Source organism: Acidovorax sp. Root402 (assembly GCF_001425125.1).
GTDB lineage: Bacteria > Pseudomonadota > Gammaproteobacteria > Burkholderiales > Burkholderiaceae_C > Acidovorax > Acidovorax delafieldii.
On sequence record NZ_LMDQ01000013.1, the window covers coordinates 738,064 to 758,243 of the forward strand.

16 protein-coding genes are annotated in these 20,180 nt (G+C 65.4%); 6 read left to right on the plus strand and 10 right to left on the minus strand.

Going from position 1 to position 20,180, the window contains the following annotated elements:
• Positions 1-19: 19 nt before the first annotated feature.
• From ASC83_RS10770 to ASC83_RS10790, 5 genes are all read right to left on the minus strand, one after another.
• Entirely contained in the window at positions 20-2,155 is a 2,136-nt protein-coding gene (locus tag ASC83_RS10770) for a TonB-dependent siderophore receptor (protein WP_056061783.1), read from the minus strand.
• Between the two features lie 163 nt (positions 2,156-2,318).
• Positions 2,319-3,056 carry a TonB-dependent receptor gene (locus tag ASC83_RS10775; protein WP_056061786.1) on the minus strand — a complete coding sequence of 246 codons (738 nt, stop codon included), beginning with the start codon at positions 3,054-3,056 and terminating at the stop codon, positions 2,319-2,321.
• A 186-nt stretch (positions 3,057-3,242) separates the two neighbouring features.
• A complete protein-coding gene (locus ASC83_RS10780; protein WP_056061788.1) occupies positions 3,243-5,465 on the minus strand; it encodes a TonB-dependent siderophore receptor in 2,223 nt (740 codons plus the stop codon).
• A gap of 25 nt (positions 5,466-5,490) precedes the next feature.
• Complete coding sequence (locus ASC83_RS10785) at positions 5,491-5,751, minus strand: hypothetical protein (protein ID WP_056061791.1); 261 nt, start codon at positions 5,749-5,751, stop codon at positions 5,491-5,493.
• Complete coding sequence (locus ASC83_RS10790) at positions 5,748-6,968, minus strand: PepSY domain-containing protein (RefSeq protein ID WP_056061793.1); 1,221 nt, start codon at positions 6,966-6,968, stop codon at positions 5,748-5,750. Before ASC83_RS10790 ends, ASC83_RS10785 begins: the two co-directional genes overlap by 4 nt.
• A 372-nt stretch (positions 6,969-7,340) precedes the next feature.
• Here ASC83_RS10790 and ASC83_RS10795 point away from each other — a divergent pair, with 372 nt between their 5' ends.
• Both ASC83_RS10795 and ASC83_RS10800 read left to right on the plus strand, forming a co-directional pair.
• Positions 7,341-8,966, plus strand: a complete 1,626-nt coding sequence (locus ASC83_RS10795) for a methyl-accepting chemotaxis protein (RefSeq protein WP_056061797.1) — start codon at positions 7,341-7,343, stop codon at positions 8,964-8,966.
• A 51-nt stretch (positions 8,967-9,017) separates the two neighbouring features.
• Entirely contained in the window at positions 9,018-9,620 is a 603-nt protein-coding gene (locus ASC83_RS10800) for a hypothetical protein (RefSeq protein WP_056061799.1), read from the plus strand.
• Positions 9,621-9,803: 183 nt separating this feature from the next.
• Here the strand turns inward: ASC83_RS10800 and ASC83_RS10805 are convergent, their stop codons facing one another.
• The 5 genes from ASC83_RS10805 to bfr all read right to left on the minus strand — a co-directional run bounded on the left by ASC83_RS10805 (position 9,804) and on the right by bfr (position 15,539).
• The gene (locus ASC83_RS10805; RefSeq protein ID WP_156379469.1) at positions 9,804-11,978 is read right to left on the minus strand and encodes a TonB-dependent siderophore receptor; all 2,175 of its coding nucleotides are present in this window, start codon (positions 11,976-11,978) and stop codon (positions 9,804-9,806) included.
• A 175-nt stretch (positions 11,979-12,153) separates the two neighbouring features.
• Complete coding sequence (locus ASC83_RS10810) at positions 12,154-12,486, minus strand: DUF3325 domain-containing protein (protein ID WP_056061803.1); 333 nt, start codon at positions 12,484-12,486, stop codon at positions 12,154-12,156.
• A 5-nt stretch (positions 12,487-12,491) separates the two neighbouring features.
• Positions 12,492-14,330, minus strand: a complete 1,839-nt coding sequence (locus ASC83_RS10815; protein WP_056061806.1) for a PepSY domain-containing protein — start codon at positions 14,328-14,330, stop codon at positions 12,492-12,494.
• Positions 14,327-14,635 carry a hypothetical protein gene (locus ASC83_RS10820; protein ID WP_056061811.1) on the minus strand — a complete coding sequence of 103 codons (309 nt, stop codon included), beginning with the start codon at positions 14,633-14,635 and terminating at the stop codon, positions 14,327-14,329. Before ASC83_RS10820 ends, ASC83_RS10815 begins: the two co-directional genes overlap by 4 nt.
• Positions 14,636-15,062: 427 nt before the next feature.
• Positions 15,063-15,539, minus strand: a complete 477-nt coding sequence (bfr, locus tag ASC83_RS10825) for a bacterioferritin (RefSeq protein ID WP_056061814.1) — start codon at positions 15,537-15,539, stop codon at positions 15,063-15,065.
• 284 nt (positions 15,540-15,823) lie between these two features.
• On the opposite strand from bfr, the gene ahpC reads away from it, so the two are divergent.
• From ahpC to ASC83_RS10845, 4 genes are all read left to right on the plus strand, one after another.
• Positions 15,824-16,399: an alkyl hydroperoxide reductase subunit C gene (ahpC, locus tag ASC83_RS10830; protein WP_056061816.1), complete on the plus strand. Its 576-nt coding sequence runs from the start codon at positions 15,824-15,826 to the stop codon at positions 16,397-16,399.
• A 154-nt stretch (positions 16,400-16,553) separates the two neighbouring features.
• Complete coding sequence (ahpF, locus tag ASC83_RS10835) at positions 16,554-18,167, plus strand: alkyl hydroperoxide reductase subunit F (RefSeq protein ID WP_056061819.1); 1,614 nt, start codon at positions 16,554-16,556, stop codon at positions 18,165-18,167.
• A 187-nt stretch (positions 18,168-18,354) separates the two neighbouring features.
• Complete coding sequence (locus tag ASC83_RS10840; protein ID WP_056061822.1) at positions 18,355-18,708, plus strand: hypothetical protein; 354 nt, start codon at positions 18,355-18,357, stop codon at positions 18,706-18,708.
• Positions 18,709-18,884: 176 nt separating this feature from the next.
• The gene (locus ASC83_RS10845; protein ID WP_056061824.1) at positions 18,885-20,162 is read left to right on the plus strand and encodes a TolC family protein; all 1,278 of its coding nucleotides are present in this window, start codon (positions 18,885-18,887) and stop codon (positions 20,160-20,162) included.
• Positions 20,163-20,180: the final 18 nt, after the last annotated feature.

Below are 20,180 nucleotides of genomic sequence, written 5' to 3' on the forward strand. Positions count from 1 at the left end.
GCAGCCTTGGCGCCGGTCTTCAGAACGTGTAGTCCAGCGACACCTGCAGGCTGCGTGGCGTGCCGGGCACCACGGCGCCAAAACCGGCGGTGGTGGTGGTGCCGTCGATGTAGTAGCGGCGATTGCCCGCGTTCTTCAGGTTGGCCTGCAGCCGCACGCCACCCGCGAATTGGTAGCCCACGGCCAGGTCGACCACGGTGTAGCCTGGCAGGCGCCACTTGTTGTCGTTGGCCGTGAACTTGTCGCCCTGGTGCACCAGGCCACCACCCACCCACAGGCCGGGCAGTTGCGGCAGGCGGTACTGTGTCCACAGCGATGCGTTGCGGCGCGTGGCCCGCTCGACGCGGTTGCCCACGTTGGCACCGGCCGTGGTGTCGGCCAGCACCTTGGGGTCGTGGAAGCTGGCGTGGGCCGTCACCGTCCAGCCGGGCGTGATGCGGCCCTGCAGCTCCAGCTCGATGCCCTTGATCCGCTGGCGCGCGGTGAGCACCGAGTAGCCGGGGTGCGCCGGGTCGGTGGCGGGGGCGTTGGTCAGCTCCAGGTCAAACGCCGACACGGTGGTCATCAGGCGCTGGTCCAGCCATTCCTGCTTCCAGCCCACCTCCAGCTGCTTGCCCTCCGAGGGCGGGGCCGACTGCGCGCCCCACACCAGCGTGCCCGAGTTGGCCTGGAACGAGCGCGCATGGCTCGCGTAGAGCATGCTGCCCGGGCGGGGCTCCCAGCTGATCGCCGCGCTCGGCTGTGTTTTGCTCACGTCGGTGACGGGCGTGGTGTAGGCGTCTTTGAAGCGGTCGTGGCGCAGGCCCAGCAACAGGCCGAACTCGCCCAGCACCATCCGGTCTTGCACAAACACACCGGTGTTGCGGGCGTCGGAGGAGAGCTTGCCCACGCCGGTGGAGGCCACGGGTGGCAACAGGCCTGTAACGGGGTTGTAGAGGTCGATGGCGCCCAGGTTGCCTGTGGTGCGCGCGCCGTAGAAGCCCGCAATGGCGCGCCAGTCCAACCCCGCCAGCACCGTGTGCTTGACCGCGCCGGTTTGCAGCTGCGCGCGCAGTTCAGCCAGTGCGGTGTCCGACGTGTAATTTTGTCCCGGCGCCATCCAGTAGGTGCGCGGCACGCGGCCGTTGGTCACCGGGCCCATGGGCGACACGATGTTCACGTTGCGAAAGGTTTCGTTGCGCGACAGATGCACGCGGCCTTCCAGCTGGTCCGAAAAACGGTGCTGCAGCTCGGTGGAATAGAAGCGCAGATGGCCGTCGGTTTTCAACCAGGGCTCGCCGTAGAACGCGCCCACCGGTAGCACGTCCGCGCTGCGTGGATTCTTGGGGTCGGGCACGGCCAAACCGGAGGTCGAAGTGCCGTCGATGCTTTGGGTCTCGGCCTGCGCGCGCCAGACGGTGTCGGGCGTGACCCGCCACTCCAGGCTGCCTGCAATGCCTTGCTTGCGCGGGGTGTTGCCATCCACAAAACTGCCGCCCCGGCTGGCGCCGCCGTCCAGGCGGTAGCGTAGCGTGCCATCGGTATTGAGCGGGCCGGTCAGGTCGAACTCGGCACTGCGCCAGCCATGGCTGCCGGCGCCGATCTTCACGGTGCGCAGTGGGTCGGCCTGGGGGCGCTTGCTCACGTAGTTGACGAGGCCGCCCGGTGCGACCTGGCCAAACTCCAGCGCGGCCGGGCCCTTGATGACTTCCACCCGCTCGATGTTGAACAGCGGTGGGTCCAGCAGGTGGATGAACTTGGCGCCGTCGCGCAGGAAGTTGTAGGTGTTGTTGGCCCACAGCCCCCGGATGGAGAACTGCGAGTACGAGCCGTAGTACTCGCTGCGCGAGGACACGCCCGAGGCATTGCGCAGCACATCGCGCTCGGTGGTGGCCATCTGCTGCTCCAGCAACGCGTTGTCGATCACGCTGACCGAGCGCGGCGTCTCCAGCACCGACAGGCCCAGGCGCGAGCTGCTTTGCGCGCGCCGTGCGGGCGTGGCGGCTTCGCCTGCCGTGGAGTCGATGACATCGACCTGGCGCAAGGAGGGGGCGGCTGCTGGAGCGTCGGAGGGTATAGGTGCGGGTGCTGTGCTGTTCTGCGCGAACGCGGTGCCGCACACAGCCAGCAGTGCGGCGTGCGCCACCGCGGTGCGCAAGAGATTGGGGTGAATCATGGCGCTATCGAATTAATAGCTGTCGGCGCTTTTACGTAAAGCGCTACAGCCCATTTTTAGTGATATGAATGCCAGCCGCCCGAGCGTGCCAAGGCTGTACCACGCGCCGCGAGAGGGCGGTGGTTTGTGCGGCTAGCAAATCGGCGGTGGCGGCAGCCGGGGCTCAGTGGGCCTTGGGCGGCTCGGGCAGGGCGGGCGACGCCATGCCGTCGGCCAGCACAAAGGTGAGCGTGGTCACGTAGCTGGCTTCGCCGTACTTCTCGCCTTGCACTTCGCCGGGGGTCTTGTCGCTGTGCTTCACCTCGGCCACGTACTGGCCCTTCCAGGGGGTGACGAAGGTCACCGTGCCGTCTTCACCGGCCTCGGCCTCGCGCGTCCAGCCCGACGGGGCGGCCAGCTGCACCTTGGCCTTGGGCAGCGGCGCGCCCTTGTAGACCACCTTCAGCTCTCCGGGCTTGCCGGTGGGCACCAGGTCCAGCGGCGCGGTGGGTGCCACGGGCTTGGCCAGGCTGGCCACCCAGCGGGCCGAGGGCTGCCAGATCATGGCGGGCAGGTTGCGCTTGCTGCGGTCGATCAGCGGGTAGCTGGCGGCGGCGAACAGGGTGTCGGGCGTGCCCGTGGTGGTGTAGACAAAAGCGTCTTTGGCGAGCTGGCCTTCCACGCGCTGGGGGGCGGCACCCGCGCGTTGTTGTTCCAGTGCGGGCACACCCTTGAACTGGTCCAGCCGGCCGGGCGAGGTCTCGCGCAGGTTCTCGTTGAACTCGCCAAAGTGCAGGCGCGCCTGGCCGCCAGCGTTTTCGAGCCAGACCTGGTGGGCATGGACGGAGGGCACCGCGGTGAGGGCGGCGCAGGCCAGCAGGGCGGACAGCAGCGGGGCTTGGAGGCGTTGGTTCGAGGACATGGACGTTTTCCTTTCGGTGGTTTAGTGACAGCAAAAACAGCGGAGCGCAGTGCTCCACACCCCCGGCGCTACAGGGGAAAAATACTCATTGTTTGATAGCTGCCTGCGCTTGTTGGATAAGCGCTGGGTGGCTTTTTCGACCCTGAAATGGGTCTTGGCAGTGCCTGTGTGGCGCGGGTTGCCGCTTTAGAAGTCCACGCTCACGCTCAGCGACAAGGTGCGCGGCGCACCCACCACCAGGTAGCCCGAGCCGGGGTAGCCGCCGACTGAGGCCCAGTAGTTGCGGTTGGTCAGGTTGTCGATGCGGGCGCGCAGTGTGACGAGCTTGCCTTGCACTTCCGTCATATAGCGGGCACCCACGTCGAGCCGGTTCCAGCCGGGCACGCGCAGGGTGTTGGTGGCGTTGGCATAACTGGCGCCGGTGTGCACCCAGCGGCCGTCCACTGCCAGGCCCGGCACGCCGGGCACGTCCCATTCCGCCCCCAGGTTGGCTTGCAGCTTGGGCACACCGATGACGCGCTGGCCGTCGGTGGCGGCAGCGCCGGTGGTCTGCTGCTTGGCATCCAGCCAGGTCAGGCCGCCCAGCAGGCGCAGGCCCTTGGTGGCCTCGCCTTGCACGGCCAGCTCGATGCCCTGGTGGCGGTCCTTGCCGCTGGTGCTGAAGAGGTTGGCCGCGTTCAAAAACGCACGCGGCTTGGTGGTGGAAAACAGCGCCACGCTGCCGCCCACGCGGCCGGCGTCAAACTTGATGCCCACTTCCTTTTGTTTGGAGACATACGGCGCCAGCATCTCGCCCCGGTTGGTCGCCGTGCTGGGCGCGGTCTGGCCCTGGCTCAGGCCTTCCACATAGTTGGCATACACCGACAGGCCCTTGTTGACCTTGTAGACAGCCGCCAGCAGCGGGCTGGTGCGGCTCTGGTCGTAGCGGTCGGTCTGCAGCCCGGTGCCGTAGTCGTAATTGGCGATCTCCATCTTCTGGTGGCGCAAGCCCACGGTGAAGAGCATGCGGTTGTCCATGAACGCCATCGTGTCACCCAGCGCAAAGCTGGACAGGCGCGTGCTGCCGGTGCGCAGGGGATTGGCCAGGTCGCCGCCAAACAGGGTGTTGGCGCTGAAGCCGGGCAGGTTGGTGGCTATGGGGTTGTAAAGATTCGTGGCGTGCGTGTTGCGCCAATCCATGGCGTAGGCGTTCTTCTTTTCGAAGTCGTAGTGCGACGCCACCGCCACCCATTCATGCCCAACGCTGCCGGTCTGCAGCTTGCCACGCAGGCCCAACTCGCCGGTGTTCACGCTGTCATTGCGGGTGTTGTCAAAGCGGTAGGTGGTGGCGGCGCCGCTGGCGGCGTTGGTCACCGTGAGGTTGGCCAGTGAATTGGCTTCTTCGCCACGGCGCGCGCCCGCCGCAGCCCAGGCCGTGGTGCTGGGCGACAGGTCCCACTCGCCACGCAGCGTGCCGAACACATCGCGTTCGTTGGAGTAGCTCCAGGGCTGGGCAAAGTTGGTCTGGTTGTCGGGCACGCTCGGCACCGTGGTCACAGCGCTGCCCAGCGTGACGTTGGTGCGGGTGTTCTTGAGCTTGTGGTCCTGCCAGCCGACGTCGCCCGACAGGCGCACGTCACGGCTGCGCCAGTCCAGGCCCAAGGCCAGCAGGCCGAGCTGCACGTCTTCGTGGTCCACCGCCGTACCGCCATTGCGGGCAGCAGCATTCACGCGGATGCCAGTGTTGCCATCCGGCCCAAAGCGGCGGGCAATGTCGGCCGCCACCTGCGTCTGGCCGCCGCTGGCCACGCCAAAGGTCACGCGGTTCAAAGGCTCGTTGGGCGCGCGCTTGGGCAGCAGGTTGATGCTGCCGCCCAGGCCGCCGCCGTTGGGGCTGGTGCCGTTCAAAAAGGCCGATGCGCCGCGCAGCACCTCCACACGCTCGAACAGCTCGGTGGCGATGTATTGGCGCGGCAGCAGGCTGTACAGGCCGTTGTAGGCCGTGTCGTCCGAATCGAGGATGAACCCCCGGATGAAGAACGCCTCCTGAAAATTGCCAAAGCCACGTGCAACGCGCACCGTGGGGTCGTTCTGCAGCACATCGCCCACGCTGCGGGCATGGCGGTCCTGGATCAGTTCGTTGGTGTAGCTGGTGATGGAAAACGGCGTGTCCATCGCGTCCTTGGTGCCCAGGATGCCCGCACGGCCCCCACGGGCCACCTGGCCGCCGGGGTAGGCGGGCGACAGGCCTTGCGCCGATGCGTCGGCGCTGGCGTTCACGGTGACGGTGGACAGGGTTTTGCCGTCGGGCTCGGTGCCGCTGGCCGTCGCTTGCGCCCAAGCGGCAGGCGCGCCCAGTGTGAAGAGCAGGGCGGCGGCCAGTGCGGCTGGGGTCAGGGCAGGGCGGCGAGGGGAATGGGAATTGCGCATGGCGTGCTGAAGGTGCGGGGAATGGTCAGAGTGGCGTGGCGTTGGCGTTGGTGCCCGCTTCGTCGGCATCGGTGCGGGGTTTGTCATGGGCGCGTTGCGCAGTGGCCTTTGGCGTGGTGCGCGGCCAGCAGGTCCAGCCCATCACCGCCACCGGAATGCCCAGACCCACCCACGACCACCAGTCGCCCCAGGTGTCAGACACCAGTGCCGTGGTGAGGCCGGTGGTGGTCAGCACACCCATCACGAGGGGCCAGCCCCACAGCGACCATAAAGGGCTCGCCTTCATGCGCGGCCCTCCGTGCTTGGCAGCGCGCCGCCAGTGCGCGCGGCAGCCGTTGGCGGCAGGCCGGTGTGGCCGTGCACGGTGGCGGCCGCCGTGGCGGTGCTGGTACTGGCGCTGCACGCCTGCGCACCTTTGCGCAACCACAGGTACAACCCGCTGCCCAGCACCACGATGGTGGCAATGTCGAGCAGCGCCCAGAGGATCTTCATCGGCATGCCGCCGTAGTCGCCAAAGTGCAGCGGCTGCGAAACCAGCAGCGCCGTCAGGTACCACGGCAGCTGGGGCGCTGCAGTGACCTGCGCCGTGCGCGCATCCACCAGCACGGGCTTGAGCAGGCGCGAGGTGAGCGGCTCGTTGCCACGCAGAAAAAACGTGTTGTGATGTGGGCTGGAGAACGCCGTGCCCGGGAACGCGATGAACGACAGCTTGGTGCCCGGCGCCTGGGCCTGCGCCACCTCCAGCGCTTGCTGCAGCGGCCCGCGCTCTGCGGCGGGCACGATGGGCTGGCCCTCATAGGGCTTGAGCAGCACCGACAACTGGTCGTACTGCCAGTACTTGATGAGCAGATCGGCCCACGTGTTGATCATGCCCGTGCCACCCACCACGAAGGCCCACACCAGCGTGACGATGCCCAGCAGGTTGTGCAGGTCGAGCCACTTCACCCGCGTGGACCGATCCCGCCGCACCTCACCAAACGCCAGCTTGCGCATGAACGGCGCATACAACACCACGCCGGTGACGATGGCCACCAGCAGCAGCAAGCCCATGAAGCCCAGAAACAGCTTGCCCGGCAGCCCCGCGAACAGGTCCACATGCAGCTTGAACATCACGTACATGAAGCCTTCGTCAAACCGTGGCTGCGCCAGCACCTGGGCCGTGCGGGCATCCACCGCCACTGAGCGGAAGTCATCGGTGGGCGCCGGGGTGGGCGTGAGCGTGACGAACCACACGTTGTCATCGTCCTCCGCATGCGACGCGAACTGCACCACACGATCCGGGTGCAGCGCTTTTGCCGTGGCCAACACCTGGTCCAGGCTCGCGCGCGGCGTGTTGGCAGGCATGGCGGGCGCCTCGACCTCGGTGCCCAGCAGGTGGCCGATTTCGTGGTGAAAGATCAGCGGCAGGCCGGTGATGCACAGCAGAAGCATGAAGACGGTGCACACCAGGCTGGACCATTTGTGGGTCCAGCTCCAGCGGCGCAGGGCGGTGGGGCTCAGCATGGGATGAGAACCTTGTTGAGCGATTTGCTACCGCAAGGGCTTTGAGTTTCAAAGCGCTGCGCACGCACGCACTGAAGAGCCAGACGCAAAGCGGCGGCCATGCCGGAAGGATCAGAGAGAAAGGAGTGTTTCAAGCCAGGCAACCCGAATGCATCTGATGACGGAGGGAGCTGGCTGCAGCCGAGAGAAAGGGCTTTGGCTTGCGGTAACCAAATTTTATCCTGTAAATGCGAATGATTCCCGATCAGATGTTGTGATTTTGCGAATTTGACTTTTGTATGGCTATGGCGTCCTTGAATTGATAAAAATAAATTGACGAAAATGATAAATTCATCAAAAATTGAGCCGCATCAATGAACAAGGTGATATGCCATGAACCGCAACCGAATGACCGTCCGTAGAAAACTGAGTCTGGCCTTCGGCCTGATGGTGACCCTGATCCTGCTGGTGGCTGGGATTGCCATCTATGACATGACAAAGCAGAAGGACCTGTTCCACGACTACGTCACCGGCATCAATGCCCGCGCCCATCTGGCGAAAGACGTGCAGTCGGCCGTCAACCGGCGTGCCATTGCGGCACGTAACCTGGTGATAGTCACCTCGGAATCAGAACGCGCTGCTGAGAAGCTCGCGGTGAGCAAAGCCCATGCTGATGTTCAGGACCGGTTGGCTCGATTGAAAGAAATGGCGGTGGCAGGCCATGTGCCGGCGCACATCAAGGCGCTTGTGGACGACATCGACAAGATCGAACACGCCTACAGCCCTGTGGCTTTGAAGATCGTGGATCTGGCGCTGAATGGCCAGCGGGATGAGGCCATCACCATGATCAACGAGAAGTGCCGCCCTCTGCTGGCCGCGCTGGTCTCCAAGACCAATGAATACCAGGCTGTCACCGACGAGCGATCAGGCCAGCTTGTGCAGCAATCTGAGTCGGACATGGCCGCGCAGCGCACCTACTTGGTGGCCCTTGCTTTGGTGGCAGCATTGGTGGCTCTGATCTCCGGCTACCTGATCACACGCAGCCTGTCCCGTGCGCTGGGGGCCGAGCCCGATGTGCTCAGCGATGCAGCACGCCGCGTGGCGGACGGGGATCTGTCGAAAATGGATGGGGCCGACAGTGCCATCCAGGGAAGCGTGCTGGCTTCTCTGAGCGCGATGCAGCAGAACCTGGCGGACATCGTTGCCAAGGTGCGCGGTGCTTCGGATTCGATCGCCATGGGCACTTCCGAAATTGCACGCGGAAATATCGACCTGAGCCACCGTACCGAAGAGCAGGCCAGCGCCCTGCAGCAGACGGCCGCCACCATGGAGCAGTTCAGCACCACGGTCCTTAACAACGCAGAGAACGCCAAGGTGGCAGACCAGTTGGCCATGAACGCAACCACCGTGGCCACCCAGGGCGGCAAAGTGGTATCGCAGGTAGTGGACACCATGCGGGGTATCAACGACAGCTCACGCAGGATTTCCGACATCATCGGCGTGATTGACGGCATTGCCTTTCAAACGAACATCCTGGCGCTGAACGCTGCTGTTGAGGCCGCGCGAGCGGGTGAACAAGGGCGCGGGTTTGCCGTGGTGGCCACTGAGGTGCGCAACCTTGCGCAGCGCAGTGCCACGGCCGCCAAGGAGATCAAGGCATTGATCAGCGAAAGTGTGGAAAAGGTGGTTGCCGGTACCCAGCTGGTGGATCAGGCGGGCCAGACCATGGACGAGGTGGTGGGAGCCATCCAGCGTGTGACGGAGGTTGTGGGGCAGATCAGCGCTGCCATCTCTGAGCAGAGCTCCGGCGTGTCTCAGATCGGCCAAGCTGTGAATCAGATGGATCAGGTCACACAGCAGAACGCAGCGCTCGTCGAAGAAAGCGCGGCGGCCGCCCAGAGTCTGGACATGCAGGCCCAGCAGCTGACGCGGGCGGTGCAAATCTTCAAGCTCGAAGAGCGGTCGGGCACTGCCTCGGTCAGCCACGAGCGGCGGCCCAGTCTTGGCTATGCAGCCTGACCCGCTGCGCCCGTACTGGCCCAATCCGCCTCCAAGGCCCGAAAGTCGGCAATGACTGAAGAGTCCCCACGCCTCATCCAAGAGCTCTTCGCGCGGCAGTTTGACTATTTGCCGAAGGTGGAAAGCCCTGAGCAGCGCAAAGGCCCGCTGGGCATCGTGAACCTGTTCGCATTGGCATCCCACATGCTGACGGCCATGTCCGGCACACTGGCCATCGTTTCTGTAGACAGGTTCGGCGCGAACCGAGCGGGGTGCGATGCCGGTCTTAACGATCAGGTCCATCGACTGGTGGATCTCTCGGTGCAGACGTCCGCGTCATTGACACGGTTGATCGGCGTTGTGATGGTGGCGTTGCAAAGCGAACAAATCACAAGCCCAAGCGCTGCCGAACGCGAGAGCATCCAGGAAGTGATGACCACCGGATACATCTACATCGAGTCTTTGAATGCAGTGTCGCTGGAAACAACCAACATGGCGCGCTGGCGCGGTGTGTGGGGACGCAACGTCGGTCGCCCCTTCCGGGCTGCGCAGTCAACGCAAACCAATGACCCGGAAGGCGACAAGGCCAGACATTCGGTACGCACCCTGACTGCACAGATCATGGAGCTGGGTCTGAGAGCCGAGCTCTATGACGGAACCTGGAGCATGAACTGAACGCCATCGACCCCATTGCACGCTTCGCTCAGTGCGTCCGTGCGATGCTGTTAAAGCGACTTTGGCTATCTTTTAGATAGCGGCTAAAGACCTTTGGTAGGGCGTCAGCAGCGTCTTTGGTCCGGCTGTGGCAAGTTGCGGCGACCGGTCGGTTGACTGAGACGCGTGCGCTTTTTGCCCTTGTCAGAAGTGCGAGCGCAGTGTGACCTGCACCGCACGCGGCGAGCCGGGCAGGATCAGGTTGTCGTTGCTGCCGTGGGCTGACACGTAGTACTTGCGGTTGGCCAGGTTCTTGATGTTCACGTCCACATCCCACTGGCCCAGCGTGTACTGCACGGCGGCGTCCAGCGTGGTGTAACCGGGCAGGGTGACCAGGTTGGTCAGCGAGGTGAAGCGGGCGCCCACGTAGTTCACGCCGCCACCCACGCGCAGGCCGTGGCCCAGGTCCTTCATGGCCCAGAGGAAGGCGGAGTTGCGGGGCGTGAGCGCAGGCACTTTGCCCTGGGCGGCAATGGCGGCGGTGGGCAACTGGGTGGAGGTGGTGGTGGCCAGTGATTTCGTCATGCGGCCATCCAGCCAGGCGTAGCCGGCGCTCACATCCCAGCGGCCGGGCAGGCGGCCGTTGGCGGTCAGCTCCAGGCCGTTGGTGCGTTGGGTGCCCACGTTGATCTGGCGAGAGGGGTTGGTGGGGTCGGTGTTCTTGATGTTGGTGCGCTCCAGGTTGAAGAGCGCGCCCGTCACGTTCATGCGGCCATCGAGCAGGTCGAGCTTCACGCCGATTTCCTTGTTCTGCGTGATCTCGGGTTCGTTGGCGGTGTTGTTGGCAGCCAGCGCAAAAGTCTCTGCCGAAGGCTGGAACGACTTGCTGTACGACACGTAGTACGACACCGCGTCGCTGGGCTGCCAGACCAGGCCTGCGCGGGGGCTGAACTTCTTGTCGGTGCGCGACAACGCGGAGAGCTTGCGGTCAAACTCGGTCTGCTGCTTGAACACGTCGTAGCGCGCACCCACCAGCGCCTTCCACTGCGGGGCCAGTGTGATCTGGTTTTGCCAGTACAGCGCCGCTGTGTCTTGGGTGGTGTGGCTGGGGATGGCGCTGTCGGCGGTGTAGCTGGCGGCAGGTATCACCGGCGCGGCTACGCCGGCGGGGTTGAAGATGGAGACGCGGTCTGCTCCACCCGACACGGACTCCGCGCGCTTCTTCTGCTGGCCCAGTTCCATGCCCATCAGCCACTCCTGCTTCAGGCCCCCGAGCTGGTTGCGCCAGGTCACGTCGGTCTGGTTGAACAGGCCGCTTTCGTCGCGCAGGATGAACGAGCGTGTGCGACCCACGGTCAGGTTCACCGGGTTGGTGGTGCCGCCGGGCAGGGTGTTGTAGCGATCCAGCGTGTAGTCGTATGCGCGTGTCACATTGCGCACTGACCAGTCGTCGTTGAAGCGGTGGTTGAGGGTGGCCGCCAGCGATTGCATGGTGCTGGTGGTGGTGTCGTCTTGTGCGGCGTTGCTGGAGCCGTAGTAGGTGCTGGCGGGCACGTTCACTGGACGGCCGTTGAGTGCGGGAATGCCGAAGTCCGTCAGGCGCTTGTCGCGGGCGTTGGTGTACTGCAGCAGCAGGTCGGTCTGCGCCGCGAGCTTGAGCGCGAGCGACGGCGCGAAGTTGTGGCGCTTGACGAACTGCTGGTCGCGGTAGCTGCCCGAGTCTTCGATGGCGGCGTTGATGCGGAAGGCAGCGGTGTCGCTGATGCCTACATTCACATCGGCCGTGGCGCGGCGAAAGGCGTAGCTGCCCAGGCCCAGAGAAGCCTCCCCCGAGGTCTCGCCAAACTTGGGTTTCTTGGTCACGCGGTTGATCAGGCCGCCCGAGGAGCCGCGCCCGTACAGCACAGCGGCGGGGCCCTTGAGCACCTCCACGCGCTCGATGTCGGCCAGGTCGCGGAAGTACAGCGCGTCGTCGCGCACACCGTCCACAAACTGGTCGGCAATGGCGGTGAAACCGCGTATCACCACCTGGTCACGCTGGCCGTCGCCGTGGCTCATGGCCACGCCGGGTACGTTGCGCAGCACGTCTTCCATCGACCGCGCACCCTGGTCGCGCATGAGCTGCTCGGGTACCACGTTCACGGCTTGGGGCACATCGCGCAGCGGCGCGCTGCCCTTGGTGGCCGAGGAGCTGACGGTGGGCGAATAGCCGTCATCGCCGCTGGTGGATTGCACGGTGACCTCGCCCAGCGTCTGGGTCGGCGCAGAGGGCGGTGTTGCTTGTGCCAGCGCGGTGCCGCAGAACGCGGCCAAGACGGCGGCGGCCAGCGGGTGCAGGGCCTGGGGGTGGCGGAAGGGGCGGCGGAAAGGTGCGTGCATGGTTTGTCCTTGGTGTGTGCGCAACGCGGTTGAAAACGACTCCGCAGGCACCGGGCCTGGCGCGGGCCCATTGGGCCGGTGGCTGGGGGGCGCAGAGAGCGGGATGAAAAAATGCAGAGGTGAGAGGCGGATCAGAAAGTGCGACGAGCCAGAGGGGCCGCCGCATCCTTTCCGCTCACCACCCCCCTGCCCAGGCGGCGAGGCCTGCCAGCAGGGCCAACCCCGCCAGCAGCGGTGTGCGCCGGGGCTGCCAGGTCACAGTGGCCGTCACGGCCACGGCAGCTACTGACAGGGCCACGGCCCATGCGGTCACGCCGAGCGATGCGGGCACGCCATCGGCCGGGTGTGCGGCCAGCCACAGCGACAGCACAAGCAACAGCCACCCCGCGCGGCGCAGCTGTTGCAGGCGGTGGGCTGCACCTTCGCTGCCCGTGGCGTCTTCATGGTGGCGGTCCATGCCCAGCGCCATCACCGACCAGGCCGCAAAACACAGCAGAAATGCGGACATGGTGTTCAGGCCCCCGACGTTGAAACAGACACTTCGGTGGCCGCAGGCAATGCGGCCGCCGGGGCAGTACGCGGTGTTTTGGCCTCAGCGGCTTTGCCCTTGCGGGCACGGCCCGGGCGCAGCCGCCACGACAGCCAGCCCAGCACCAGCCCGGTGGTCAGGAACGCCAGGTCCATGCTGGCCCACACCCATTCGCCCGCCGGCAGCGTGACGCCGAGGTGGGTGTGGGTGGTCAGGGCGTTGATGACCGGAAGCAACGCCCACACCAGCCCCGCTGCGCCCAGCGGCACCGACCAGCCCATGCGGCTGGGCCGCACCACGGCGCAGGCCAGCGCCCACACCAGGGCCAGGCCCCAGGCGCTGAAGAACCAGGCCAGTTCCACATCGGCCCGGCCCTCTGCATTCAGCGGGACCAGGCGGTTGGAGGCGATGTACACGCCGCAGGCCAGCGGCAGGCCCGCCAGCGTGGCAATGTTGATGGCTGCCACCAGGCGCTCGCCAAACGGCGCCTTGGTGGGTGCGACGCCCGCCCTGTTGTCTTTATTGGCGGCGATCCCTGTGCGGCTCGCCTGCGTCTGCGACTTGGCGCTGCGCTTGACCGACCACAGCACCATGCCGGTGGCGATCATCAGGCTGCCCAGCAGGCCAAAGCCAAACAGCGCCCAGCGCAGGCCGATGTCGGCAAACCGCGCCATGTGCAGGCCGTACAACACGCCGTAGGTCTTGACGGCGGGGCCGGTGGCGTCGGCCTGGTCCAGCCACTGGCCGGTGGTGGCGTCAAACAGCAGGCGTGGCGGGCGGTACTGCAGGCGGTCGCCCTCGTGGCGCGTCACCTCGACCACGGCGCGGCCCTTGGCGTCGCGGCGTGCCTGCAGGCTGCCGATGCGCCCGCCATCCCAGCGGGTGCGCGCTTCGGTCAGGATGGACGGCAGTGCAATAGCGGGCAGCGGCTCTACCTTGTCTCCCGGTCTGCGCCGGGGGCGGCTTTCGGCTTTCTCGCCCTGCAGGTCGGCAAAGTACGTGTTGGAGTCCACGCCGTTCTCGCCCTTGTAGGCGGTGGCAATGCCTGCAGGCATGTAGAGCGTGTGGAAGATCATCAGCCCGCTGAAGGTGATCATCAGGTAGAACGGCAGCACGAGTACACCGCTGACGTTGTGTGCGTCCAGCCAGGTGCGCTGGCCGCCCTTGGTGGGGCGGAAGGTGAAGAAGTCCTTGAAGATGCGGCGGTGCGTGATCACCCCCGAGATCAGCGCTACAAACATCAGCATGGTGGCTACGCCCACCACCCAGCGGCCTTCGAGGGTCCAGCGCCCCTTCTGCGCGGTGCGCAGCTCGAAGTGGAAGCGGTAGAAGAAGTCGCCACCCATGGTCTGGCGCGCGTCGATGGCCTCGCCGGTCTGCGGGTTCATGCGCAGCGTCTCGAAGCGGCCATTGCCCGTGTCGCGCCACAGGATGTTGACCGCAGGGTCGCGGTCGTCGGGCAGGTGCATGATCCACTGCGTGACGTTGGGCACCCTGCGTACCAGCGCGTCCAGGGCTTTTTGCGCCACCTGCGGATCAGTGGCATCCACCGGCTGCAGTCCATGCATCTCGGGGCGCATCCACAGGTTGAACTCGTTCTTGAAGAACGACAGCGTGCCGGTCAGGAAGATTGCAAACAGCAGCCAGCCCAGGATCAATCCGGCCCAGGTGTGCAGCCAAGACATGGCCTGGCGGAATCCTTCGCGGTCGTTGGGCGCCTTGGGCTTCTTGGCTGAGCGTGCTGCTTCAGACGCAGTGTTGGCCGCGGTGGCTGCAGGGGCCCGTTCGGCCGGGGTTTGCGATGGGAGTGTGCTGCTGGTCATGCCGCTGCCTTCATCCAATGCGGTGCCGTGGCGCAGGCGCCCAGCACCAGTGCAGGCAGCAGCGTGCCACCCCAGGCGCCCCAGGCGGTGCGTGTGTAAAAAGCCCAGCCAGCGGCGGTGGCATACACCACCCACGAGAGCATGGTGGCCGTGAGCACAGCCTCCACGCGGGGCATGCATTGCGCTAGCAGGAGCGACAGCGCCGCCGAGAAGCCTGCCGCCAGCGCGTAGCCGCCCCCTATCGCCGCCACGGCGCGGGAGGTGATGGCCAGCCGGTAGCGTCCATTGACGCGGGTGGCCTTCATGGCAGGGCCCGGGGAGATCCGGGAATGTGTGTTGGCGAGGGCCCCGCAAGGCAGGGGCGGGTCGTACGGTGCGGCATCAGCAAAGAGCTCCAGACAGGTGTGTGGGTACAAAACGCACAAACGCTGGCTGCAACGGGCGGCTGGAGCCGGGCTGACTGGCTTGCTGGCGGGCTCGGGAATCAGGGTGTCACTGAACCCGGCCGCTGGTGGTAGGCTGACATTCTACTTTTGTTGAGAAGCATTCGCATTTGTGTTGCGGGAATTTTCTTCCGTTGATGTGCACTTGCAACAACCCGTGATCACAGGGGGCATTGCTATCCGGGAGAAATATTCTCAAAGCTGCAGCGCGCAGGCACAAAAAAAACGGGCCGAAGCCCGTTTTGATTTTTCTGCCCGCTTTCGTGGACCGATCTGGCGATCCGTGGCCTTACTCCACATCGCCCATCTGCGACTGCAGGTAGTTCTGCAGGCCCACCTTGCCGATCAGATCGATCTGGGTCTCGAGGAAGTCGATGTGCTCCTCGGTGTCGTCCAGGATCTTTTGCAGCAGGTCGCGCGATACATAGTCGCGCACCGTTTCGCAGTATGCAATGCCTTCCTTGATGGTGGCCTGGGCGCCTTGTTCGGAGCGCAGGTCGCAGGCCAGGATCTCGGGCACATCCTCGCCCACTTGCAGCTTGGCCAGGTCCTGCAGGTTGGGCAGGCCGTCGAGCATGAAGATGCGGTCCATGAGCCAGTCGGCATGCTTCATCTCGCCGATGGATTCGGAGTATTCCTTCTTGGCCAGCTTGTCGAAGCCCCAGTGCTTGAGCATGCGGTAGTGCAGGAAGTACTGGTTGATGGCGGTGAGTTCGTTCTTGAGCTGGGCCTGCAGATGGCCAATGACCTGTGCGTCACCTTTCATGGGGACTCCTTGTAATGTGTGGATTCGGCGCTGATTGTCGTGACCCGCATCCAGCAGCGCAAGGCAAGCCCCTGCTGTGGCGCGCGGGCTGCGTGTGATGCTGAGAGGCGTTCGCGTTCACATCTTGTGTGCCCCGCGGCGCACCAGGGTTGTCACCGGGAGGTCGCACAGGGCGTTGTATAGTAATTGGCAATTGATTCGATGTAATCAATTAATTGGATTGATGGCTTGGAAATGCCTAAACTTCAGTCCTGTTCAGTCAACCAACCACAAAGGAAACAGCAATGTCCCTGATCAATACGCAAGTTCAGCCCTTCAAGACCACCGCTTTTGTCAACCGTGGCGGCAAGGGTGAATTCATCGAAGTGACCGAGCAGTCCCTCAAGGGCAAGTGGTCCGTGCTGATCTTCATGCCTGCAGCCTTCACCTTCAACTGCCCCACCGAAATCGAAGACGCTGCCGACAACTACGCTGAATTCCAAAAGGCCGGTGCCGAGGTTTACATCGTGACCACCGACACTCACTTCTCGCACAAGGTGTGGCACGAAACGTCCGACGCCGTGGGCAAGGCCAAGTTCCCCCTGGTCGGCGACCCAACGCACCAGCTGACCAACGCCTTCGGCGTGCACATTCCTGAAGAAGGTCTGGCACTGCGTGGCACGTTCGTGATCAACCCCGATGGCGTGATCAAGACCATGGAAATTCACTCCAACGAAATCGCCCGTGACGTGTCGGAAACCCTGCGCAAGCTCAAGGCTGCCCAGTTCACCGCCGCCAACCCTGGCCAAGTCTGCCCCGCCAAGTGGAAGGAGGGCGCCAAGACGCTGACGCCTTCGCTGGACCTGGTTGGCAAGATCTAATCCACGGCTCCTCCAAAGCCGGACAGCGTCATGGCGCCATCGCGCCATGCCGTCCGGCTTTTTTACGCCCGGACGTTGACAAGCAGGCTTGAACTGCAGCCTTTTTGGCGTCACCCTCCCAGACACCACAACTCGAATTTCAAAGGACACCACCATGCTCGACGAACAACTCAAGACCCAACTCGCCGCCTACCTGGAGCGCGTGCAGCAGCCGTTTGAGCTGGTGGCTTCCCTGGACGACAGCGAGACGGCGCGCGACATGCGCGAGCTGCTGACGACCATCCAATCGCTGCGCAGCGACAAGATCACCCTGCGCACTGACGGCAACGATGCACGCAATCCATCCTTCTGCCTGCAGCGCGTGGGCGCCACCAACAGCCTGCGCTTTGCAGGCCTGCCGCTGGGCCACGAGTTCACCTCGCTGGTGCTGGCCCTGTTGTGGACGGGCGGCCACCCACCCAAGGTCGAGCAGGATGTGATCGACTCCATCAAGGCGCTGGACGGGGACTTCAACTTCGAGGTCTACATGAGCCTGACCTGCCACAACTGCCCGGACGTGGTGCAGGCGCTGTCGCTCATGGCCATCGTCAACCCCAAGGTCAAGACCACTGTGATCGAAGGCGGCGCCTTCCAGCAGGAAGTGAACGACCGCGAAATCATGGCCGTGCCCATGGTGTTCCTGAACGGCCAGGTGTTCGGCTCCGGCCGCATGACCATCGAAGAGATCGTCGCCAAGCTCGACACCGGCTCTGCCGCCCGCGAAGCCGCCAAGCTCAGCGCCAAGGATTCGTATGACGTGCTCATCGTCGGCGGTGGCCCCGCTGGCGCGGCAGCCGCCGTGTATGCCGCCCGCAAGGGCATCCGCACCGGCGTGGCGGCCGAGCGTTTTGGCGGCCAGGTGAATGACACGCTGGCCATCGAGAACTACATCTCGGTGCTCGAAACCGACGGCCCCAAGTTCGCTGCCGCGCTCGAAGCCCACACCCGCGCCTATGGCGTGGACATCATGAACCTGCAGCGCGCCGACAAGCTCATCCCCGCCGCGCAGCCCGGTGGTTTGATCGAAGTGCAGCTGGCCAACGGCGGCTCGCTCAAGGCCAAGACGGTGATCCTGTCCACCGGCGCCCGCTGGCGCAACGTGAACGTGCCCGGCGAAGCCGAGTACAAGAACAAGGGCGTGGCCTACTGCCCGCACTGCGATGGCCCGCTGTTCAAGGGCAAGCGCGTGTCGGTGATCGGCGGCGGCAACAGTGGTGTCGAAGCCGCGATTGACCTCGCTGGCGTGGTGGCCCACGTCACGCTCATCGAATTTGCCGACCAGCTCAAGGCCGACGCCGTGCTGGTCAGCAAGCTCAAGAGCCTGTCCAACGTGACCATCCACACCAACGCGCAGACCACCGAAATCACCGGCGCTGATGGCAAGGTCAATGGCCTCAAGTACAAGGACCGCGCAACCAACGTGGAGCACACAGTAGCGCTGGAGGGCGTGTTCGTGCAGATCGGCCTGGTGCCCAATACCGAATGGCTCAAGGGCACGGTGGAGCTGTCGCGCTTTGGCGAAATCATTGTCGATTCGCACGGTCGCACCAACATCCCAGGCGTGTTTGCGGCGGGCGATTGCACCACCGTGCCTTTCAAGCAGATCGTGATTGCAGCGGGCGATGGCTCCAAGGCAGCGCTGAGCGCCTTTGACCACCTGATCCGCATGCCCGTGGTGGCCGAAGGGGCCAAGGCGCAGGCAGCGCAGCCCGAGGCCGTTGCTGCTTGATGTCGTGCAGGGGATGGGGGCGGATGCTGCCCTCGTCCCTGCAGGTAGGGCGGCCCGGAGCGTGAATCCAGCTGCGGATTCAGGCCTGGGCCTTTTGCTACTCAACCACGCAAAGTCCTTCAACCCGGTCTGGGCGATCCGCTGTTTTTGTAGGGGTTCTACAAACCTCCCTAGAATCCGGCTGCCCATGCGCCGCTTGCTGTTGATCTTCCTGTTGGTGTTCATGCCGCTCCAGTCCATCTGGGTGGCTGCTTCGCCCTATTGCGGGCATGAAACGGCGCCGCAAGCCTCGCACTTTGGCCACCATGTGCACGATCATGTGGCCGATGAATCCCCTGTCCATCCAGCCAAGACATCCAGTGCCACCCCGGCGGACATGGACTGTCACGCCTGCCATGGTGCGGGCAGCGGTCTCGCGCACAGTCCCGTTGACCATGCCATCGTGGTGACTCCAGCACGCCCGCTGGCCCAGGCGGCACCAGCCTGGCCTCCAGCCCCCCTTTCACGCCCCGAACGCCCCAATTGGCCCGTCCTCGCCTGAGCGGCGAGGCGGGGGCTCTGGGCTGTCCCGTTTTCATTTGGATGTGGATCGAGACCTGCCTTGCGGGGCAGTCGCGACGCGTGCGCTGATGCCTGCGCACGCTGCTGATCGTCTCTCCCTCCCATCGCGCCTCGCCGATTTCAACCTGTGGCCCCTGGCCACTGCAGAGGAATCGGATGCAATCAACGAAACAAAGACATCATGCGCCCGCCGCCGCCGTAGCGGCTATGGCGCTGGGCTTGGCACTTCTGGGCACTGCCGCACAGGCCCAGACCTCCAACCCCGGCACAGCGCCGCTCACGCTCCAGGCCTTTTTTGATCAGGCCTGGCAACGCCAGCCCGAAGCGCAGTCTGCCGCCTTGCGGCGCGAGGCCGCGCAGGCCACACGCAGCGCGGCGGCAGCCTGGACGGCCGAGCCCATGGCACTGGAGCTGTCCACCAAAACCGACCGCCCCGGCAGCAACCAGGGCAGCCGCGAAGCCGAAGTGGGCCTGGCCCTGCCACTGTGGCTGCCCGGCGAGCGCGCCCGCAAGGCCGCACTGGCAGACGCCGAAGCGCAGGCGCTGGACAGCCGCCAGCGCGCCGCGCAGCTGCAACTGGCCGCCACCGTGCGCGAAGCGTGGTGGGCCGCGCAGCGCGCGCAGGCTGACGGGGCCCTGGCGGAAGACCGGCTGCTGAACGCCCAGCGCCTGGCTGCCGACGTAGCGCGCCGCGTGCGTGCGGGAGACTTGTCGCGCGCCGACCAGGCGCAGGCCGACGGCGCCGTGGCCCAGGCCGAAGCCGCCATGGCCGAGGCCCAGGGCGCGCGGGACGCAGCGCAGGCCGCACTGGCCGCCTGGGGTGTGCAGGCCGCGCCCACCCTGGCGCTGGCGGACGGGGCGGAGCCCGAGCCCCCTGTGCCAGACGCCACGGCAGCCGCTGCCCAGCACCCTGCGGCGGCCGACTGGCACGACCAGGCCGAGGTAGCCCGCCGCGCTGCCGAACTGGCTGCCGTGCAAACCCGCGCCAACCCCGAACTGACGCTGGCCGCCACGCGCGGCCGCGAGCAGGCGGGCGACCGCTACCAGCAGACATTCACCGTGGGCCTGCGCATACCCCTGGGCGGGGGCGACCGTGCGCAAGCCAAGCAGGCTACAGCACGCGCCGATGCCATCGATGCCGAGGCGCGTGCTGCCGTGGAGCAGAGGCGCCTGGCCGCCGACATCGCCGCCGCCATGGCCCGTGTGAAAGCCACCCAGGCCCAGCGCGACGCCTCGGCGCGCCACGCGGCGCTGGCGCAGGGCACACGCGGCTTTATCGACAAGGCCTTCCGCCTGGGCGAGGCCGATGGCCCCACGCGCCTGCGTGTGGAGCTGGAGGCCGCCCAGGCCGAACGCCAGCTGGCCCGCGCCCGCATCGATGCGGCCGCCGCCATCTCCCATCTGCGCCAGGCCCTGGGCCTGCTGCCGCAATGAACTCCCTGTGAATCCCGA